Source organism: Novosphingobium sp. (genome assembly GCF_032093395.1).
In the GTDB taxonomy this organism is placed as follows: domain Bacteria; phylum Pseudomonadota; class Alphaproteobacteria; order Sphingomonadales; family Sphingomonadaceae; genus Novosphingobium.
Genome location: NZ_DAMDBA010000042.1, coordinates 25,383 through 42,167, shown reverse-complemented (window position 1 = coordinate 42,167; position 16,785 = coordinate 25,383). Strand labels below are relative to the sequence as shown.

Here is a 16,785-nt window from a genome sequence, read left to right as displayed (position 1 = left end):
TGCCGTTGTCGTCCAGATCGAGGGCGACGGTGGCCCCCGCCTCAGCAGTACCGCGGAGAAGTGCGCCGTTGGACGCTTCGATATCCGGCGCGGCAGGGGGGGTAGTGTCGATGGTAACGGTGAATGGAGACGAGGGCATGCTTTCGTTGCCCAGGCCATCCGTGGCCGTGGCGGCAAGGTTGTGGACGCCTTCCGAAAGGACCGGCGCAAAGCTCCACGCGCCCGTGCCATCCGCCACCGTGGAGCCGATCAGGACGCCATTGTCGTAGATCGAAACGATTGCGCCAGCCTCGGCGCTGCCTGCCAAGAGTGGTGTCGTATCGTCGCTGCTGTCTCCGCTGGACAGCGTCCCCTGCCCTGCGCCGCGATCGTCGGTGAGCGATCCTATCTGCGGAATGGGCGGCGGAGTGCTGTCGATGGCACTGTCCACCGTTCCCGTGGCCGGGCCGGAGGAATTGCCCGCCGTGTCGCGAGCGACCACGCTGACCAGCGTTCCGTTGGCAAGGCCCGGTGTGAACGTCACGCTCCAGCGTCCGTCGAAAGCGGCGGTGGTGGTGGCGTCGGGGGTGCCATCGCCATTCGTATCGACCGCAATTTCCGCACCCGCTTCGGCGAGGCCTGAAACGGTAACCCCATCCGTCGGGTTCAGCGTCGGTGCAGAGGGCGGCGTGAGATCCAGAGTCACGGCATAGCCGGACGACGGGCCGCCGGCCTGCCCCGCAGGGTCGAGCGAAGTGACTGAAAACAGATGGCTGCCTTCGGCCAGAGTGGGCGTGGCGAAGCTCCAGTTGCCCGAGCTGTCGGCAAGGGCAGTGCCCAGCACGAGGGCGCCATCGCGGATGGTAACGGTGGAATCGGCGGGCGCCGTTCCCGTCAGGACGAGCGTGGGATCGTTGCTCGTCCCGCCGCTGGCGACGAATCCGGTAGAGCCTGCAAGATCGTCGATCGCGGCATCGATGATGGGCGCAAGCGGTGCTTGCGCATCGATCACCAGAGTTGCGACGGGCGAGCGATTGCCCGCCGCGTCGATCGCCGTCACGCTGACGATGGTTCCATCCGGAATCAGGCTGCCCGGGACATAACTCCAGTTGCCGTCTGCATCGGCCTGGACGACGGCATCCACCGTGCCGTCGTTATCCAGGTCGATGGCCAGTTCGGCGCCCGGCTCGGCCGTGCCGCCCAGCCCGGCACCCGTGCTCTGGGCGATGGTGGGCGTTGCCGGAGGAATGGTATCGACCGTGAACAGAAAGGGCTGCGACGGCGCACTCTCGTTGCCATCGGCATCGGTGGCCGTGAATGTCAGGCTATGGGCCCCTTCCGCCAGCGCGGTTGGCGGCGTGAAGGTCCAGTCTCCGCCGAGGCCCACGCTGGCGGAACCGATGGGCTCGCCATTGTCGTAGACGGTTATCGTCGCCCCCGGTTCAGCGCCCGATCCGGAGATGAGAGGCGTGGCATCGTCGGTGACGCCGCCAGTGCCGAGGCTGCCCTGGATCGCGCCAGCATCGTCGAAAGCCGTGATCCCGGCCGGTACGCCGGGGGGGGTGGTGTCGATGCTGACGTCCACGGTTACGGCCGCCGCCGGCGAGGCGTTGCCCGCGACGTCCCTGGCGACGACGCCCACGACCGTGCCGTCGGCGAGCGGCTCCGCCAATGTGACGGTCCAGCCGCCCTGGGCATCGGCTTTCGTGGCAAGGTCGGCCTCGCCGTCACCATCTATATCGAGTTCCACCGTGGAGCCCGGCTCGGCCGTACCGGAGAGGGTGACGCCGTCGGTCGGATTAGTCTGCGGCGTGACCGGCGCGGTGGAATCGACGGTAAAGGCGAACGCAGTCGAGGAACCGCTGGCATTTCCGGCGGCATCGGTGGCCGTGACCGTCAGCGCGTGATTGCCTTCCGAGAGCGGCGCGGGCGGCGTGAAGCTCCAGGCCCCGGCAGCGTCGGCCGTCACGGTGCCGATCAGGATGCCGTCGTCGTAAACGGCGATTACGGCACCGGCCTCGGCGGTGCCCTGAATCCTGGGCTGGCGATCGTCGGTCACGCCGCCGTTTGCGACGGCGCCCAGGATCACTCCGGCGTCGTCCTCCAGCCCACCTATCACCGGTATCGCAGGCGCCGTGAGGTCGATCGTCAGCGATGCCGGCGCGCTGACGTTACCGACTGCATCCGTTGCCGTAACGGTGACCGTGGTGCCGTCCGCCAGCGGCGATGTCGGCGTATAGCGCCAACGGCCTTGCGCATCCGCCGTAACGGTCGCCTCGGCCTTGCCGTCGCCATTGAGATCGATCGAAATGACGGCACCGGCTTCCGCCGTGCCGGTGAGCACGGTTCCGTCGCCAGGATCGATGGACGGCCTTGCCGGAGGCGCCGCGTCCACCACGATCCGCGTCGCAGGCGAAGCGTTGCCTGCGGCATCCACGGCCGTCACGCTGACCGCAACCCCATTGGCGAGAGCAGCGGGGGGCGTATAGGTCCACTTGCCGTCGGTGCCTGCGGTGACGGTGGCGTCCACCGTGCCGTCGCCATTGATGTCGATCCGGACGGACGATCCCGGTTCTGCGGTGCCTGCCAGCGTCCTGCCGTTGCTGGGGGTGACGGTAGGCGCGGCGGGCGACGTGGTGTCGGCGGGAGGCTTGGGGTTGCCGCCATGATGGCGCCCGCTCGATATCGCCGCGACGGCGCCACCGGCCGCGAGCGCACCGAGCCCGATCAGCGCGGCATTGCTAAGCCCCTGAACGCCGCCCCCACCTGCTGCGGCCGTGCTTCCCCCGGCCACGGGCGCAACCTGATAGGTCAGCGACTCGACGGACGTGTCGCCCGCCGCGAAGCAGGCGCCCTCGCCCAGGTTCACCAGCCACTGGGCGGCACTTTCAGGATCGGAAAGGACCAACTGGTCCGGATCGCCCACCGGGCAAGCGAAATAGTCCTGGAGTCGAATGGCCGAGCCGTCCGCGAAACGAATGACCAGATCGTCGCCTTCCCGCACCATTGCCGAGACGGAAGACGGTACCGCCCCCACCTGCACCTGCGAACCTGGCTCCACGGGAACCAGCGTGGTGCCATCGCCGGCCACGGCGGTCTTCACTGCCTTGGTCGCACGGTTGGTGATTTCGACACGCTTGTCCATCAGACGTCTCCCAACGATATGAATGGCAACCTTTCTCGGAGCGCTTCACGTCACGTCTGGAATTCGGTCTTCCGACTTGGAAACTGCCCCGGGAAACTGGAAACACGGCTATTCGGCAAACGGCGCAGCGAAGCGCTGGGCCGCTCTGGAGATTCGTGAATGAAGATCATAAGGTGTTGATTGCGATAAGGCGTTGATTGCGATCGGGACTTCAACCGGTTCGCGATACGTTCGGCGGCGCGCCGCGAACAGATGTTTCCATTCCGGAACGGACCAAAACGCCGCAGATCAACCTCCGCCGATCAGGCTTTTCGCTCAACGAATCGTGATGACCCGCGCCCTGCCACTGTTGCGAGGGCTCGGGATTATTGCGCCGATAGAGATGTTTCCGCCTTGGCGGCGTGAACAGAATCCAACCGGCTGGTGTCAGGTGAGCGCGGGATTTCCGGCGCCGGTCGGGGCGCTTGCGCGAATCCGCCGCTCCTTCAGCAAGGCCAGGCCGGCCAGCCCTGCCAGGACCGAGGGCATGGCATAGGCCAGGCGAATGGCGAGACCGGCGGCCGAAGTCGATGGCGCCCCTGCCTGAAAACCGGAAGCACCGATCAGCCACAGTCCCAGTCCGGCACCAAGCCCCATGGCCAGCTTCAGGGTCACGCTGGACAAGGCATAGTAGCTTGCGGACATGCGCGCAGCCCCGTTTTCACAGCCGTTCCTTTCGGCCACGTCGGCCACCATGGCGCGCAACAGCATGTAGTCGATTCCGCAGGTAACGCCGCGAAGCATGAGGAACAGGCCGAAGAGGGTCGCGTTTCCGCTCGGGACCCAGAGGACGATCGGCATCGTCAGCGCCTGCCAGCCGAACCCGATCGCCAGCACGCGCTTTCGTCCGACGCGGTCGGCAACGGCGGCCCAGAGGGGCACGGCAAACAGCGCCATGACCGGCTGAATCAGCATGAACGTCGCGCCCTGCCCCTTGAGGCCCAGCACCGGTTCGGCAAGAAAGAGAAAGGTGCTGGCTGTCGACGCGTCCGCCATGCCGCACAGCAGATAGAGCGCCAGGATCTTCCGCATGGCCGGGTCGCGGACCATGGCGGCGATCAGGATCGCCAGCGCGGGGCGCGCGGACCTCGGCGACCGGGCGGGCAGTCTCGGCTCCCGGAACGATAGAAGCACTGCCAGGACCGTGATCGGCGCGAAGATCGCGATGGTCCAGCCGAAAGTCGTGGCGAGTGCGCTTATGTCGAACCCGAAGCGGCGTTCCAGCAGGCCGATCATGGCAAGCATCCCGATCGAGCCGAACACGCCGAACCAGACTTTTGCGCCCATGATGCGGGTCCGCTCCCGCTCATCGTCCGAAAGCTCCAGACCCCACCCTCCGTGCGGCGTGACGATGAGCGAATAGCCCATGTGGAGCACCAGGCTTGCTCCGACCACGCGCAGGATCCCCGCCCCGGGTGGCGCCAGGAACAGCAGCAGCGCACCGATCGGCACCAGAACCGCGCCGGCCAGCATCCATGGCGCACGTCGTCCGAAACGCGTGCGCATATTGTCGCTCACCCAGCCGAGCACGACATCCGCCACCGCGTCGAGCACGCGAACGCCCAGCATCAGCGATCCCACCAGCGCGAGGGTCAAGCCGACGCTTTGGGCGAGAAAGGCAGGCAAATAGGCGCGCCAGGCCAGTTCCACTGCCTGGAACAACAGCACCGGCAGCGAGAACACGGCGAGCCCGGCAAACCCGAGGTTGCCGGACCTGCGCCGCGCGCGCGATGAAATGCCAGGATACACGCGCGAGCGCCTATCGCGCGACGATGACACACGCATGACCGTTGCATGTGCGATCCCGCAAAGTTCCTTTACGCGCCGAACACATCCCACTTATCGGAATAGCGTTTCACTTATTGTGCACTCGTATTACCCTATTCAACTCGATCGATTGCAGCCGACCAACCACGAAAGGAACCAGCCGGTTTGCCTTATCCGTTGCGCCCTTATCTCATCCGGCCGATGCGGACCGGCCTGGCCATGATGCTGGCCGTCGCGTCCGCCTCGCTCATCGCGGCGGGCCCGCCGCCAGCCCCACCCGCGATCGAACCGACCGACCAGCCCGCCGATGCGCCATTGCGCCTGCCCGAGATGCCCTTGCACGATCCGTTCATCGTCGCCGATCCCGCAACGCAGACGTACTATCTCTTCACCAGCAACGATGCCGCCATGACCGGCAGCCGCCGCCCCGGAACCATGGTCTACACCAGTTCCGACCTGAAGAACTGGACGAGGCCGCGCACGGTGTTCTCGCTGCCCGATGGAATTTGGGCGGAAGCGGGCGCCTGGGCCCCGGAAGTGCATCGCTGGAAGGATCGCTGGTATCTTTTCACCACGGTTCACAATGAATCGCGCCCTCTGCCCGGAAGCGCAACGATCGCTGGGCCACGTCCTACCTATCGCCGGGGAACCGTCCTGGCCGTGGCAGAGCGGCCTGAAGGCCCCTACCGGCTGCTGAACGAAGGCGAGCCCATCGCACCGGCCTCTGCCATGACGCTGGACGGAACTCTGCACGTCGATCCGGAGGGACGGCCTTGGCTGGTCTATGCCCACGAGTGGCTGCAAACCACCGACGGCACGATGGAAGCCATGCCGCTCACCGATGATTTATCCGCCGCCGGTCCTGCGCGCACGCTGTTCCATGCCAGCGAGGCTCCGTGGGTCGAGGGCCAGAAGCAGCCCGAGGGCGATACCGTCTTCGTCACAGACGGCCCACAATTCTACCGCACGCGGACGGGGCGGCTGCTCATGCTATGGTCCAGCTATGGCAGGGGCGGCTATCTCGAAGGACTGGCCCGGTCCCGGTCCGACCGTGTCGAAGGGCCCTGGGAACAGTTGGGAACGCTGGTCGAACGCGACAGCGGCCATGGCATGCTGTTCCACGCCTTCGACGGTCGGCTGATGATGGTCGTCCACCGCCCGTTCCGAAACGCGCGCGGCAAGCTCTACGAGATGCGCGACGATGGCGATCGCCTGACGGTTCTGCGCGAAGCCGTGGAACTGGACGGGGAGACACGACCTACCCATCCCTGCCGATTGGGAAGCTGCTGAAAGGGCGTTATAGGCCGTGGCAACGAGTACGGACGTTTCAACCGTCCAGCTTATCCAGAAGTTCATTGAGCATGGGCCGCAGGCGGCGGATTTCCTCCTTATGGGTCGCGCTCAATCTGTCCAGCTTGGCGTGGGCGAGATCGGTCAGCGCCAGCAGCGCCTGACGCTTGTCGCTGGATGAAGGCCGCCGCTCGACCAGATCGAGCGCGACCAGACGATCGATCAGGCCCGTTGCGCTGTGCGGCTTCAGGATCAGGCGCTCCGCGACATGGCCGATGCTTGCCAGTCCGGGTGCTGCGGCACGAATCACCAGAAGTGCCTGGTGCTGCTGTGGCGTCAGCCCACATTCGGCGGCGCGGCTTTCGCTGAAGGCCTGAAACTGCCGCAGCGAAAAGCGGAAGTCCGCAAGCGCCGCATAGTCGGCGTCGGTAATCGTCGCGTGTTGGGGCATCGCTCCAGTCCGCGCAGAGGGGTGTCGCTGTCAATCTTGATATATATCGTATCACGATATATATGCCCGCGCCATGCCCTCGATTCTCCAGACGCCCCATCGTCCCCTTGCCGATCACAGCGCGGATCGCCGTATGCTCCTGCTTGCGGCGGCGGCTTTCGTCGTGGGTAGCGGCGGCGCCTTGGGGGCGTGGGTTCTGCTCAAGTCGATCGCTTTGGCGACCAACCTGTTCTGGTTCGGTCGCCTGTCCTTCGATCCTGCCGTCATCACCGACAATGCGCTAGGCATCTGGCTCGTAGCTATCCCGGTGATCGGCAGCCTAATCGTGGGCCTGATGGCGCGGTTCGGATCCGACAAGATCCGCGGCCACGGCATCCCCGAAGCCATCGAGGCGATCCTGTTCGGGGAAAGCCGCCTTTCGCTGAAGGTCGCGCTGCTCAAGCCGCTGTCGTCCGCGATCTCGATCGGCAGCGGCGGCCCTTTCGGCGCGGAAGGCCCGATCATCATGACCGGCGGGGCGATCGGCTCGCTCTTCGCCCAATCGTTCCACCTGAGCGCCGCCGAGCGCAAGACCCTGCTGGTGGCGGGAGCGGCGGCGGGCATGACCGCCATCTTCGGCACGCCCATGGCCGCGATCCTGCTGGCTATCGAAGTCCTGCTGTTCGAGTGGAAGCCGCGCAGCTTCGTACCGGTGGTGGTGGCGGTGCTGGTCTCTTCGCTGTGGCGCCCCCTGCTCATCGACGCCGGCCCGCTGTTTCCGGTTCACCATGCCATCGCCCCCGGCGCCGTCCAGCTCGGCATCGCGTTGGCCATGGGCGCTCTGGCAGGAGCACAGGCCGCGCTGCTTTCCTCGCTGCTCTACCGGATCGAGGACCTGTTCGGCCGCCTGCCGCTGCACTGGATGTGGTGGCCTGCCCTGGGCGGGCTCGTGGTCGGGCTTGGGGGATTGATGGACGCCCATGTCCTGGGCGCGGGGTACGAGAGCATTCGCGGGCTGCTCGACGGATCGCTGGCGATCCGCGTGGCGCTGGCGCTGCTGCTGGTCAAAGCCACCGTCTGGCTGGTCGCGCTCGGTTCCGGCACTTCGGGAGGCGTGCTGGCGCCGCTGCTGCTGCTCGGCGGCGCCATGGGCTTTCTGGTAGGGCAGTTTCTCCCTGGCGGCAGCGCGCTCTGGGCGCTCGCGGGGATGGCCGGGATACTCAGCGGTGCGATGCGCGCGCCGCTCACCGCAGCCCTCTTCGCCGTCGAACTGACCGGAGACTTCGCCATGCTGCCGCTCACGCTGGCCGCCTCGGCAGGCGCTTACGCGGTGAGCGTGCTGGTCATGCGTCGCTCCATCCTGACGGAGAAGATCGCCCGGCGGGGCCGTCATGTGCTTCAGGAATACACCGTCGATCCGCTGGACTTCCTCCAGGCCGAACAAGTCATGACCCGCGCCCCCGAAACGCTTGCCGAAACCTTGACCGTCGCCCAGGCGCTCGCGTTCTTCGACGATACGGCGCGGCATCGCAGTTATCCGGTGGTCGATGGCGAGGGGCGCCTTACCGGCCTGCTCTCCCGATCGGACATCCTGCGCTGGCGGCTTGAAGGCGCGCCCTCCGCCGCCTCCCTGGCGGAGGCCCTTTCCGACGCGTCCCAGCCGAGCGGCACCCCGGCCGATCCGCTTGCCCGGATCGCCGACCTCATGGTCGAATCCGGATCGGGGCGGGTGCCGATCGTCGATGCCGAGAGCCGCAAGGTCGTCGGCATCGTGACCCGGCATGACATGCTCAAGGTGCGGCACCATCACCGCGCGCTGGAACGGGAACGCAGCCAGCGCGCCTCCCGTTGAAAAGGCGGAGTTTGAACGTCTGCCATCCCGGGCCATCGCTTGCCAAACTTGAAGGCAGCGTCATAAGGCGGCCATGGATCAGGCCACCGTCACGCGCGAAACCTTGCTGGAATCCGTTGCCGAGGGGCGCGGTGGTGACGGCCCCCGGACGCTCACCGGCTGCACCCTCGACGGCGGCGACTTCTCCGGGCTGGACCTGACCGGCACCACTTTCGACCAATGCTCGATGCGGCAGGCGCGGTTCGATGGCGCCGATCTTTCGCGAACGCGCTTCCTGCGTTGCCGAGGCGCGGAAGCCTCTTTCGTCCAGGCCGACTTCGCCGACGCGACCGTGAGCGGATGCGATTTCAGCAATGCCCTGTTCCGCCGCGCCCGCCTCACCTCGACGCGGCTGGAAAGCACCAAGCTTACCGGCGCGGACCTTACCGACGCTGGCCTGCTGGGCGCGACATTCGTGGAAGTGCTGCTCTCCTTCGCGCGCCTGCCCGGCCTGTCGTTCCGCAAGGCGCGGCTGCGGCGGATCGACCTGTCGGATGCGGATTTGCGCAAGTGCGACTTCCGCGCTGCCGTGTTCGAGGACTGCTCCTTGCGCAACGCCAGTCTCGAAGGGTGCCGGTTCGAACAGGCGGACTTGCGCGGCGCCGACCTAGGCGGGATCGAACTGCGAGACGCGCGCCTCTTTCGCGGCGCCGTGATCTCTCGCCTGCAGGCGGCGGAATTGCTGTCCCAGCTCGGACTTGAGGTACGCTGAACGGAGTTTCAGCCGCCGATGCGGAGCCGGCGACATGCGTCTTTCGTCGTAGGCCACCCTAAATCGTTTACCTGCCGGACACTTGCGCTAAAGGCATATTGAGATGTCCAGAAACGACGCCAGCAGGCCCAAGCCGCCCACACTCCACGATGTCGCCGTCCGCGCAGGCGTTTCGGCGATGACCGCCTCGCGCGCGTTGAACGGCAAGCCACGGGTCAGCGCGGAAACGCGCGAGGCTGTCGCGCGGGCCGTTGCGGAACTGGGCTATGTTCCCAACACTTCGGCACGGATGCTGGCGGGCCGGTCGGTGCGGCGCATCGCGCTGCTTCACGGCGGCGCCACGACGTCCGCCTATCTCGGAGAACTCCTGCTCGGCGCCCTCAACGAAGCGCCGGCCCGAAACATCCACCTGACCGTGGAACAGTGCCCCGATCGCGCTTCCACGGAAGAACTGGTTGCGCAGATCGTCGAGGCTCATGTCGCCGGGGTCATTCTGCCCCCGCCGCTCTGCGACCGGCCGGAACTTCTCGCCGGTCTGGCGGGCGCCGGCATCGCCATCGTCGCGGTGGCACCGGATCAGGAAACCTCGAACATCGCATCGGTCTCCACCGACGACAGGGGAGCCGCCTATGAGATGACGCATCACCTCATCGAGCTGGGCCATCGCCGCATTGCGCTGATCGAAGGCACCAGCCGCCACCGCAGCAGCACGCGCCGCCGCCACGGCTATATCGATGCCCTGCGGGATAACGGCATCGCCGTGGACGAGGAGTTGATCGTCGCCGGAGATTTCTCCTATCGGTCGGGCCTGATCGCGGCGGAAAAGCTGCTGGCGCAAACGGAGCGGCCCACCGCGATCTTCGCCTGCAACGACGACATGGCCGCTGCCGCCGTCACCATCGCGCACCAGCAGAAGATCAGCGTGCCGGGCGAGCTTTCGATCTGCGGCTTCGACGATACGCCGCTGGCCGACGCGATCTGGCCGCGCCTGACGACCATCCGCCAGCCGATCAAGGAAATGAGCGAGAAGGCCATGGAGATGCTCTGCGCCCATCTCTGGCCGGACGGCGACGAGGGGTCGGAAGCGGCGGGCGGCTTCGCCTGTCACTTCCACCTCCCGTTCGAGCTGCGCCGTCGTCAGTCGGACGCGGTTCCAGCCATCGGACATTGACGGAAACGGTTGCCGGGGAACTAGGGCGTATCGTCGGGACCATCGGCATGAAGGGCATCGGCTGAGACGCGGGCGCATTGCGCAAGTGTTCATCAGAGTCGAAAAAAGGACCGCCCAGGGGGGCTGTGACGGTCCTTTCCTCGAGGGCGGCACGCTGCGCGACAAGCGCAATCGAGCCGCAGCGCGCCCCTAAACGAAGTGGGCAAATCTGCACAATCCCGCATTACGACGACATGTGATCACAACGCGCCGAGCCGTCGCAGGCCGGTCGGGCAGGCTGTCATCGCAATTGGGAAGAGCGCGAAAAGTCAGGGTCCACCGGCCAGCAATAGGCTTTCCGCGCCTGTGGCCAGCCCTGCACGAAGGCGCCGATGCGGCTGGCCCCCAATGCCCCGCCGAACAGGAAACCCTGCGCGATATCGCAGCCCAGCTCGCAGAGGCGCTCCAGCTGCGCCTCGTTCTCCACGCCTTCGGCCACGGTCTGGATATCCATCCGCTGGGCAATGTCGATCACCCCGTGGACGATCGCGAAGTCCGCGCTGTTCGTGCTGTCCAGGCGCGAGACGAAGGAACGATCGATCTTCAGCACGTCCACCGGGAATTGCTGGAGATGGGTGAGCGAGGCGTAGCCGGTACCGAAATCGTCCAGCGCGATCGTCACGCCTTCCTTTGCCAGAGTGCGCAGCGCTCGCTCCACGGTATCGGAATCGCGGCCCAGGAAGACGCTCTCGGTCACTTCCAGTTCCAGCAACCAGCCCGGCAGGCCCAGAGCATGGAGCCGGGAAAGGATGCGCTCTGCGAAGTCGTCGCGCCGGAAATCGACAGGCGAACCGTTGATGGCGATGCGCCCGGTCTGGTAGCCCCGCTCCTGCCATTCCGCCATGTCCCGCAGCACGCGCTCCAGCATGCGGTCGGTAAGCTGGGTGGACAGGGCGCTGTCCTCGAAAGCGGCGAGAATGGTGCCCGGCGGTTGTAGACCGCGTTCGCGGTGCTGCCAGCGCAGGAGAGCCTCGAACCCGACGATCTCGCCGGAGGCAAGCGAGATCTTCGGCTGATAGAACGGGAATATCCGTTCTTCGCCCAGCGCATCGCGGGCATCGCGCAGCATGGAGTTGCGCGATTCCACCGCGTCGCGAAGCTCCGGATGGAAGCTTTCGACATTTCCGGCACTGCGGGCCTTGGCCGTGTAAAGCGCCAGGTCCGCACTCTTGAGGATCGCCTCGGCCGTCTCGCCATCGGCAGGCCAGACCGCCGCGCCCGCGCTGACGCCCACTTCCACCACGCTCTCGTCGATGGTCATCGGACGCGCGGCCGCTTCGAGGATGCGCTTGATCAGAGTGGAGGCGCCCTCGTCCAGATTCGGCAGGATGATGGCGAATTCGTCTCCGCCCAGCCGCGCCGCGAAAGCGCCTTCGGAAAGCCCCGTCGAAAGCCGATCCGCCACGGCCCGCAGCACCGCGTCGCCCGCGCCGTGGCCCAGACTGTCGTTGATCGACTTGAAGTTGTCGACATCGAAGACCACCACGCCGACCCGCGATCCGTCCAGGCGCGCCTGCGCCAGCGCCCTTTCCAGCCGCACGGCGAAATGCGCACGGTTCGGCAGGTCGGTCAGGGCATCGTGGTAGGCGGCGCGGCGAAGCTCTGCCTCGGCGCGGCGGGCCTGGGTTACGTCCTGCAGGGCCCCGATGGAACGGCGCGCATTACCGTGCTCATCCCGCAGCACGTAGCCGCGCGAGAGAAGCTGCACATAGGAACCGTCGCCCGACCGGAAGCGGAATTCGTGGCTCCAGCTATCGCATTTGCCGTCGCGGATCCGCACCCATGCCGCATCGATGCTGGGCACGTCATCCGGATGGATATGCGCCCGCCACCACTGGATGGGGATGCCTTGCGCCGCTTCGGCATGACCGTAGATGCTGTCCGTGCTGTCGGCCCAATCGATGCGGTTGGTGACATGGGACCAGTCCCAGATCAGGTCGTTGGTGGCCCGCGAGGCCAGCCGGTATCGTTCCTCGCTGTCCCGCAGCGCGGCTTCCGCGGCCACCTGGTCGTCGATGTCCTCCAGGTTGCCATACCATTTGACGATCCGCCCATCGGCATCCAGCCGCGGATAGGAACGCGCCCGCACCCAGCAGTAGCGTCCGTCGGCGCGCATGATCCGATAGCGCACGTCCGCCACCGGATTGTCCACCGAGGTGAGCGCCGCCGTCCACTGCTCCAGCACATGAGGCAGGTCGTCCGGATGCACCACGCGGGTCCAGCCGGAGCCGAGCCCCTCCTCCACCGACATGCCAGTCAGCACCGTCCAGCGCGGGCTGATCTCGCAGATCGAGCCGTCCGGATCGCTGATCCAGGGGATCTGAGGATTGAGGTCCACCGAATAACGATAATGTTCCTGGCTCTGCTCCAGCGCGCGGAGCAGCACGCTCATCTCCGAACGCGAACGCAGCACCTCGGAGAAGGCCGAGCGGTTGGTGGCCAGCGTGCGCAGGATCACGGCGGCGGCCAGGAGAAAGGTCAGGCCGGTGCCCACCAGGTACCAGTCGCCGGACAGCAGCAATTGCAGCGTCACCGGCGCCGCACCGAACAGCATGACGAGCCGCGCTGCCGAGGGAAGCGCCTGCAGGCAGTAGCAGCAGCCGATCGCACCCACGAAGACATAGAGCGCGATGGCGCTTCCCCGCAGCGGATCGGCCTGCGCGAAGAGCACGAGCCCCCAGGCGCCGAACAGAAGGCTGAGAACCACCGCCGCCGCCTTGGTTCCGCGCAACTGGCGACGGATCGTTTCCATCGACGGTTCGCGGCGGCGCCGGGCCAGCCAGACTACCGCGCGCACCGATGTCACGAGGATCAGCGCGGCAGGCACGCCCATGCTCAGAAGCGGGGCGACTTCACGGCTGGCAACGGCCGCCAGAAAGGCGGCGTTGATCGTCATGAGCAAATACATGAGCGGGATCTGCTGTCGCAGGCTCAGGTATTGCTCTCTTATCAGGGCTTCTGACTGCCCTTCCGGCTCCCGAAGGCTCTTTAGGATTTTCACCATCGACTATATAGCACGTCCACCCATAGAAATGCTCTCATAGACTGATTAATAATTTCTGGGTGCACATGTGCGCATAAGCGCCGGCTTTTGCGTACGCAAAATAACAACCACATTTGTATGTTTACGTATTAGCTCGTAAATGGCGCAGCGCCGAGATTCTCGGCTCCGCCGCCTCGGACGTTTGTTCGGCCCGCTGCCACTATAAAAGCCGGATTGAAATTATTAAACTGAATCAAGCTATTACAGCCTGTTTCCGGCTATCTTCGAAATAGCCGGTGACGGCATCGGCTTCGATCGGTCGGCTGTAGAAATAACCCTGGAGATGGGTGCAGCCGGCGCTCTTGGTGGCGCCGATCAGATGCGCCTCGCTTATGCCCTCGGCCACCACTTCCGCCCCGACATGGCGCGCCATCGTCACTGCCGCTTCCAGAACGGCCACGGACGCGGGATCCTGCCCCAGGTCCATGACCAGGCTGCGGTCCAGCTTCATGCGGTCGAACTTGAAGCTCTTGACCATCGAGAGCGACGAATAGCCCGTCCCGAAGTCGTCCAGCGCTATGCGAAAGCCCAGGTTTCGCAACAGGTTGAGCGTCAACAGCGCCCGCGTGTTGCGCTCGATGGACAGCGACTCCGTCACTTCCAGATACAGCCGCCGGGGTTCGATGTCGTACTGCTTGCAGCAGTCGAGCAGGAACGCGCTGAAGCCGTCGTGCTGCAATTGCAGGGGGGACAGGTTGATGCTCATGTCCATGCCCGGCCAGCTTGAGAAGTCGCGCAGCGCCCGTTGGATGATCCATTCACCCAGCCGCACCATCAAGCCGCTGCGCTCGGCGGCGGGAATAAAGGTCGAGGGCGGCACGTCGCCCAGTTCCGGATGTCTCCAGCGCACCAGCGCTTCCACTTCGCGCGTGCCTTCGTCCACCGCGTGGATCGGCTGGTAGACCATGCGCAACTGGCTCTTCTCGAATGCCTGCTCCAGATCCTTTTCCAGCGCGCGGTCGATCGCACGCTCCTCTGCCATCAGCGGCGAGAAGGCCGTGGCGCAATTGCGCCCGTTTTTCTTGGAGGCATAAAGCGCCATGTCTGCATTGCGCAGCGTCTCGTCGATGTCGACCGAGACGGAACCGGCAATCTCGACGATCCCCAGCGATACCGTGATGACCACCGAATACTCGCCCAGACTGAACGGCTGGCGCGCCACGTCAACGAGGCCGCCGGCCACATCAAGGCCCGATATCCCCGGCGCAAGCGGCATGCACAACGCGAATTCGTCACCGCCGACACGCGCAATGATCCCCTCTTCACCAAGGAACGTCTTCATTCGCTCACCGATCAGCCGAACCAGATCGTCTCCGGCAGCGTGGCCATAGTCGTCGTTGACATGCTTGAAGCGATCGATGTCGATCAGCATGCAGGCAAACGTCCGCGCGCCTTCGGTCGCCAGCAGCTTGGCCACGTCTTCCTGGAAGGCGCGGCGGTTGGGCAGGCCGGTGGCGGCATCGCTGAAGGCCAGATTCTTCACCGCCTTGGCATTTTTCCGGAAAGTCTCGAGCGGCCCGGAAAGCGCCTTCAGTTCCTTCAGCCGGAAAGTGCCGATCTCCAAATCGAGATCGCCCTCTGCAAGACCCTGAAGGTAGCCGTGCATCCGGCGGATGGCGGGTAGGATGTTGCGCAGGATGTCGAACAGCACCAGCAATACGACCAGAATCGTCACCAGCCCCGTGCCGAACACCAGCAGTTGCCAGCGCTCGATCGAGGCGATCAGGCGCTTCTGCGCCGCCTCCCGGTTCGCACGGGCGCGCGCGACGAGGTCGTCGGCCAGCCGACCCATGGCGTTGTTCCGCCGTTCTATGCGCGCAATGAGCCGCTTGCCCACTTCACCGCCCGTCTGGACTTCGAGGATAGCGGCGACATGTCGGTCGAGGGCAGCAAAAGGATTTTCCGCTTCGGGAAGGTCGTAAAGCGCAGTGCCGCTGCTGCGAAGCTTGGCAAGCCGATCGCCTATGGCGATCGCGGAATCGGTAAGCTCGTCGCTGGTGCCGCTGGTGCTGCTGGCCACCAGTCCGCGATTGGTCGCCATGCGCAGCTTGCCGACTGCCTCGGCGAACTGATCGGCGTTTTCCGCCACCGCCGACATCTTGATCAGCGCTTCGCTCTCCTTGCGCAGGGCGAACGCCTCTCGCTGCGTGACCACTTGCAGAAGAACGCTAAGCGCCGCGATCAGGCACAATGCCCCGACCAGCCTTGTCTCCAGCGATCCGAAGAAACGCGTCAATCCCGATTTCGTATTGGACATCTTGCACCCGCACCTTGCCCGCGACGTTCTTGAATCGCGAAACACCCGGTAGGTGCGGCTAGCCCCCAATGCCTAACAATTTCTAATCCATTCAAATATTTAACTTAGAACACAGTCATCATACTGCAATAAACTGCAATTGACCTCGGAAACCGATTCTATTTCCTGGCGAAGGCGGCGGCGATCTTCAGGCGAACTTCGTCGGAGACCATCGGCACTCCGAAGCCCAGGCCGAAATCGCTGCGCTTGATCTTGGCCGTCGCCTCGAAGCCGATGTTCTCCCCTCCGCCCATCTGGGCAGGCGCCGTGCCCGCGCCGTAGAAACGCGCCGACAAGGTGACCGGCTTCGTCACCCCGTTGAGCGTGAAGTTGCCGGTGACATCCGCCTCATGATCGCCTTTGCGGGTGATGGACGTGGAGACGAAAGTCGCCGCCGCAGGGGCTGCGCCGAAGAAATCCGCCTTTCCGCCCGCCTCTTTCGGCCCGCGCAGAAGATGTTCGGTAAGGCCGGGGCTGGCGGTAGTAATCTTGGCCACCGGTATTGTCACGGAGACCTGCGCCTTTTCGAGTGCCTTGGGATCGAGGCGCAGCGTTCCGGTGATGTCGCCGAAAAGGCCGAAATAGGGCGAGAAGCCAAGGTGGTCCACCTGCCATTCGACAAGCGTATGATGCGGATCCGCTTCATAGGTAGCGCCCGTCACAAGACTGACATCGGGCTTGCCGAAAGGCGCGGCAGGCTGGCCCTGAGCCCAGATCGGACTGGTTGCGACCACTCCCGCGGCCAGAGTGACGGCCATCGCGGCGGAAAGTCCAAGGAAACGTCGCATATCGGTTTCTCGCAAGGTTGCAGTCGCGCCGCCAAGGTGCCGCGCTCCGGTCAGGATGTCAAAACCGATTTGGGTCAAAACGATTTGGATTTATGCCGTGACAACTCGCGTTTTGTGACAAAAAAACTAAATCGTCAGGCGTCCCAAAATGTTTCAGCTGTCGATAATATCTCGATGATAATTACCGAAACACTT

General features: G+C 65.1%; 10 protein-coding genes. 4 read left to right on the top strand and 6 right to left on the bottom strand.

Features of this window, described 5'->3' with window-relative positions:
- Positions 1–3,124, bottom strand: a 3,124-nt coding sequence (locus RT424_RS14520; protein ID WP_313439590.1) for an Ig-like domain-containing protein, incomplete at its 3' end; no start/stop codon positions are given.
- Positions 3,125–3,550: 426 nt separating this feature from the next.
- On the bottom strand, positions 3,551–4,912 hold the full coding sequence (locus RT424_RS14515) for an MFS transporter (protein WP_313439587.1): 1,362 nt from the start codon (positions 4,910–4,912) through the stop codon (positions 3,551–3,553).
- 219 nt (positions 4,913–5,131) lie between these two features.
- Between RT424_RS14515 and RT424_RS14510 the strand changes: the two genes are divergently transcribed.
- Entirely contained in the window at positions 5,132–6,220 is a 1,089-nt protein-coding gene (locus RT424_RS14510) for a glycoside hydrolase family 43 protein (protein ID WP_313439584.1), read from the top strand.
- A gap of 37 nt (positions 6,221–6,257) precedes the next feature.
- On the opposite strand, the gene RT424_RS14505 is transcribed toward RT424_RS14510, so the two are convergent.
- Complete coding sequence (locus RT424_RS14505; protein WP_313439581.1) at positions 6,258–6,671, bottom strand: MarR family transcriptional regulator; 414 nt, start codon at positions 6,669–6,671, stop codon at positions 6,258–6,260.
- Positions 6,672–6,744: 73 nt separating this feature from the next.
- Here RT424_RS14505 and RT424_RS14500 point away from each other — a divergent pair, with 73 nt between their 5' ends.
- The 3 genes from RT424_RS14500 to RT424_RS14490 all read left to right on the top strand — a co-directional run bounded on the left by RT424_RS14500 (position 6,745) and on the right by RT424_RS14490 (position 10,424).
- Entirely contained in the window at positions 6,745–8,502 is a 1,758-nt protein-coding gene (locus RT424_RS14500; protein WP_313439578.1) for a chloride channel protein, read from the top strand.
- A 73-nt stretch (positions 8,503–8,575) separates the two neighbouring features.
- Positions 8,576–9,253: a pentapeptide repeat-containing protein gene (locus tag RT424_RS14495; protein ID WP_313439575.1), complete on the top strand. Its 678-nt coding sequence runs from the start codon at positions 8,576–8,578 to the stop codon at positions 9,251–9,253.
- Between the two features lie 103 nt (positions 9,254–9,356).
- Entirely contained in the window at positions 9,357–10,424 is a 1,068-nt protein-coding gene (locus RT424_RS14490; protein ID WP_313439572.1) for a LacI family DNA-binding transcriptional regulator, read from the top strand.
- Positions 10,425–10,704: 280 nt separating this feature from the next.
- Here the strand turns inward: RT424_RS14490 and RT424_RS14485 are convergent, their stop codons facing one another.
- The 3 genes from RT424_RS14485 to RT424_RS14475 form a co-directional block, all read right to left on the bottom strand.
- Positions 10,705–13,359 (bottom strand): EAL domain-containing protein, encoded by a 2,655-nt coding sequence (locus RT424_RS14485; RefSeq protein ID WP_313439569.1) that lies wholly within the window; start codon positions 13,357–13,359, stop codon positions 10,705–10,707.
- A gap of 340 nt (positions 13,360–13,699) precedes the next feature.
- Entirely contained in the window at positions 13,700–15,763 is a 2,064-nt protein-coding gene (locus RT424_RS14480; protein ID WP_313439566.1) for an EAL domain-containing protein, read from the bottom strand.
- A gap of 158 nt (positions 15,764–15,921) precedes the next feature.
- A complete protein-coding gene (locus tag RT424_RS14475; protein WP_313439562.1) occupies positions 15,922–16,590 on the bottom strand; it encodes a YceI family protein in 669 nt (222 codons plus the stop codon).
- Between the last annotated feature and the right edge of the window lie 195 nt (positions 16,591–16,785).

What these genes read in the sequence shown, in the direction of transcription:
- RT424_RS14510 (WP_313439584.1), top strand. Translation starts at nt 5,132, where the DNA reads ATGCGGACCGGCCTGGCCATGATGCTGGCCGTCGCGTCCGCCTCGCTC.
- RT424_RS14505 (WP_313439581.1), bottom strand. Translation starts at nt 6,671, where the DNA reads ATGCCCCAACACGCGACGATTACCGACGCCGACTATGCGGCGCTTGCG.
- RT424_RS14500 (WP_313439578.1), top strand. Translation starts at nt 6,745, where the DNA reads ATGCCCTCGATTCTCCAGACGCCCCATCGTCCCCTTGCCGATCACAGC.
- RT424_RS14495 (WP_313439575.1), top strand. Translation starts at nt 8,576, where the DNA reads ATGGATCAGGCCACCGTCACGCGCGAAACCTTGCTGGAATCCGTTGCC.
- RT424_RS14490 (WP_313439572.1), top strand. Translation starts at nt 9,357, where the DNA reads ATGTCCAGAAACGACGCCAGCAGGCCCAAGCCGCCCACACTCCACGAT.
- RT424_RS14485 (WP_313439569.1), bottom strand. Translation starts at nt 13,359, where the DNA reads ATGACGATCAACGCCGCCTTTCTGGCGGCCGTTGCCAGCCGTGAAGTC.
- RT424_RS14480 (WP_313439566.1), bottom strand. Translation starts at nt 15,763, where the DNA reads ATGTCCAATACGAAATCGGGATTGACGCGTTTCTTCGGATCGCTGGAG.
- RT424_RS14475 (WP_313439562.1), bottom strand. Translation starts at nt 16,590, where the DNA reads ATGCGACGTTTCCTTGGACTTTCCGCCGCGATGGCCGTCACTCTGGCC.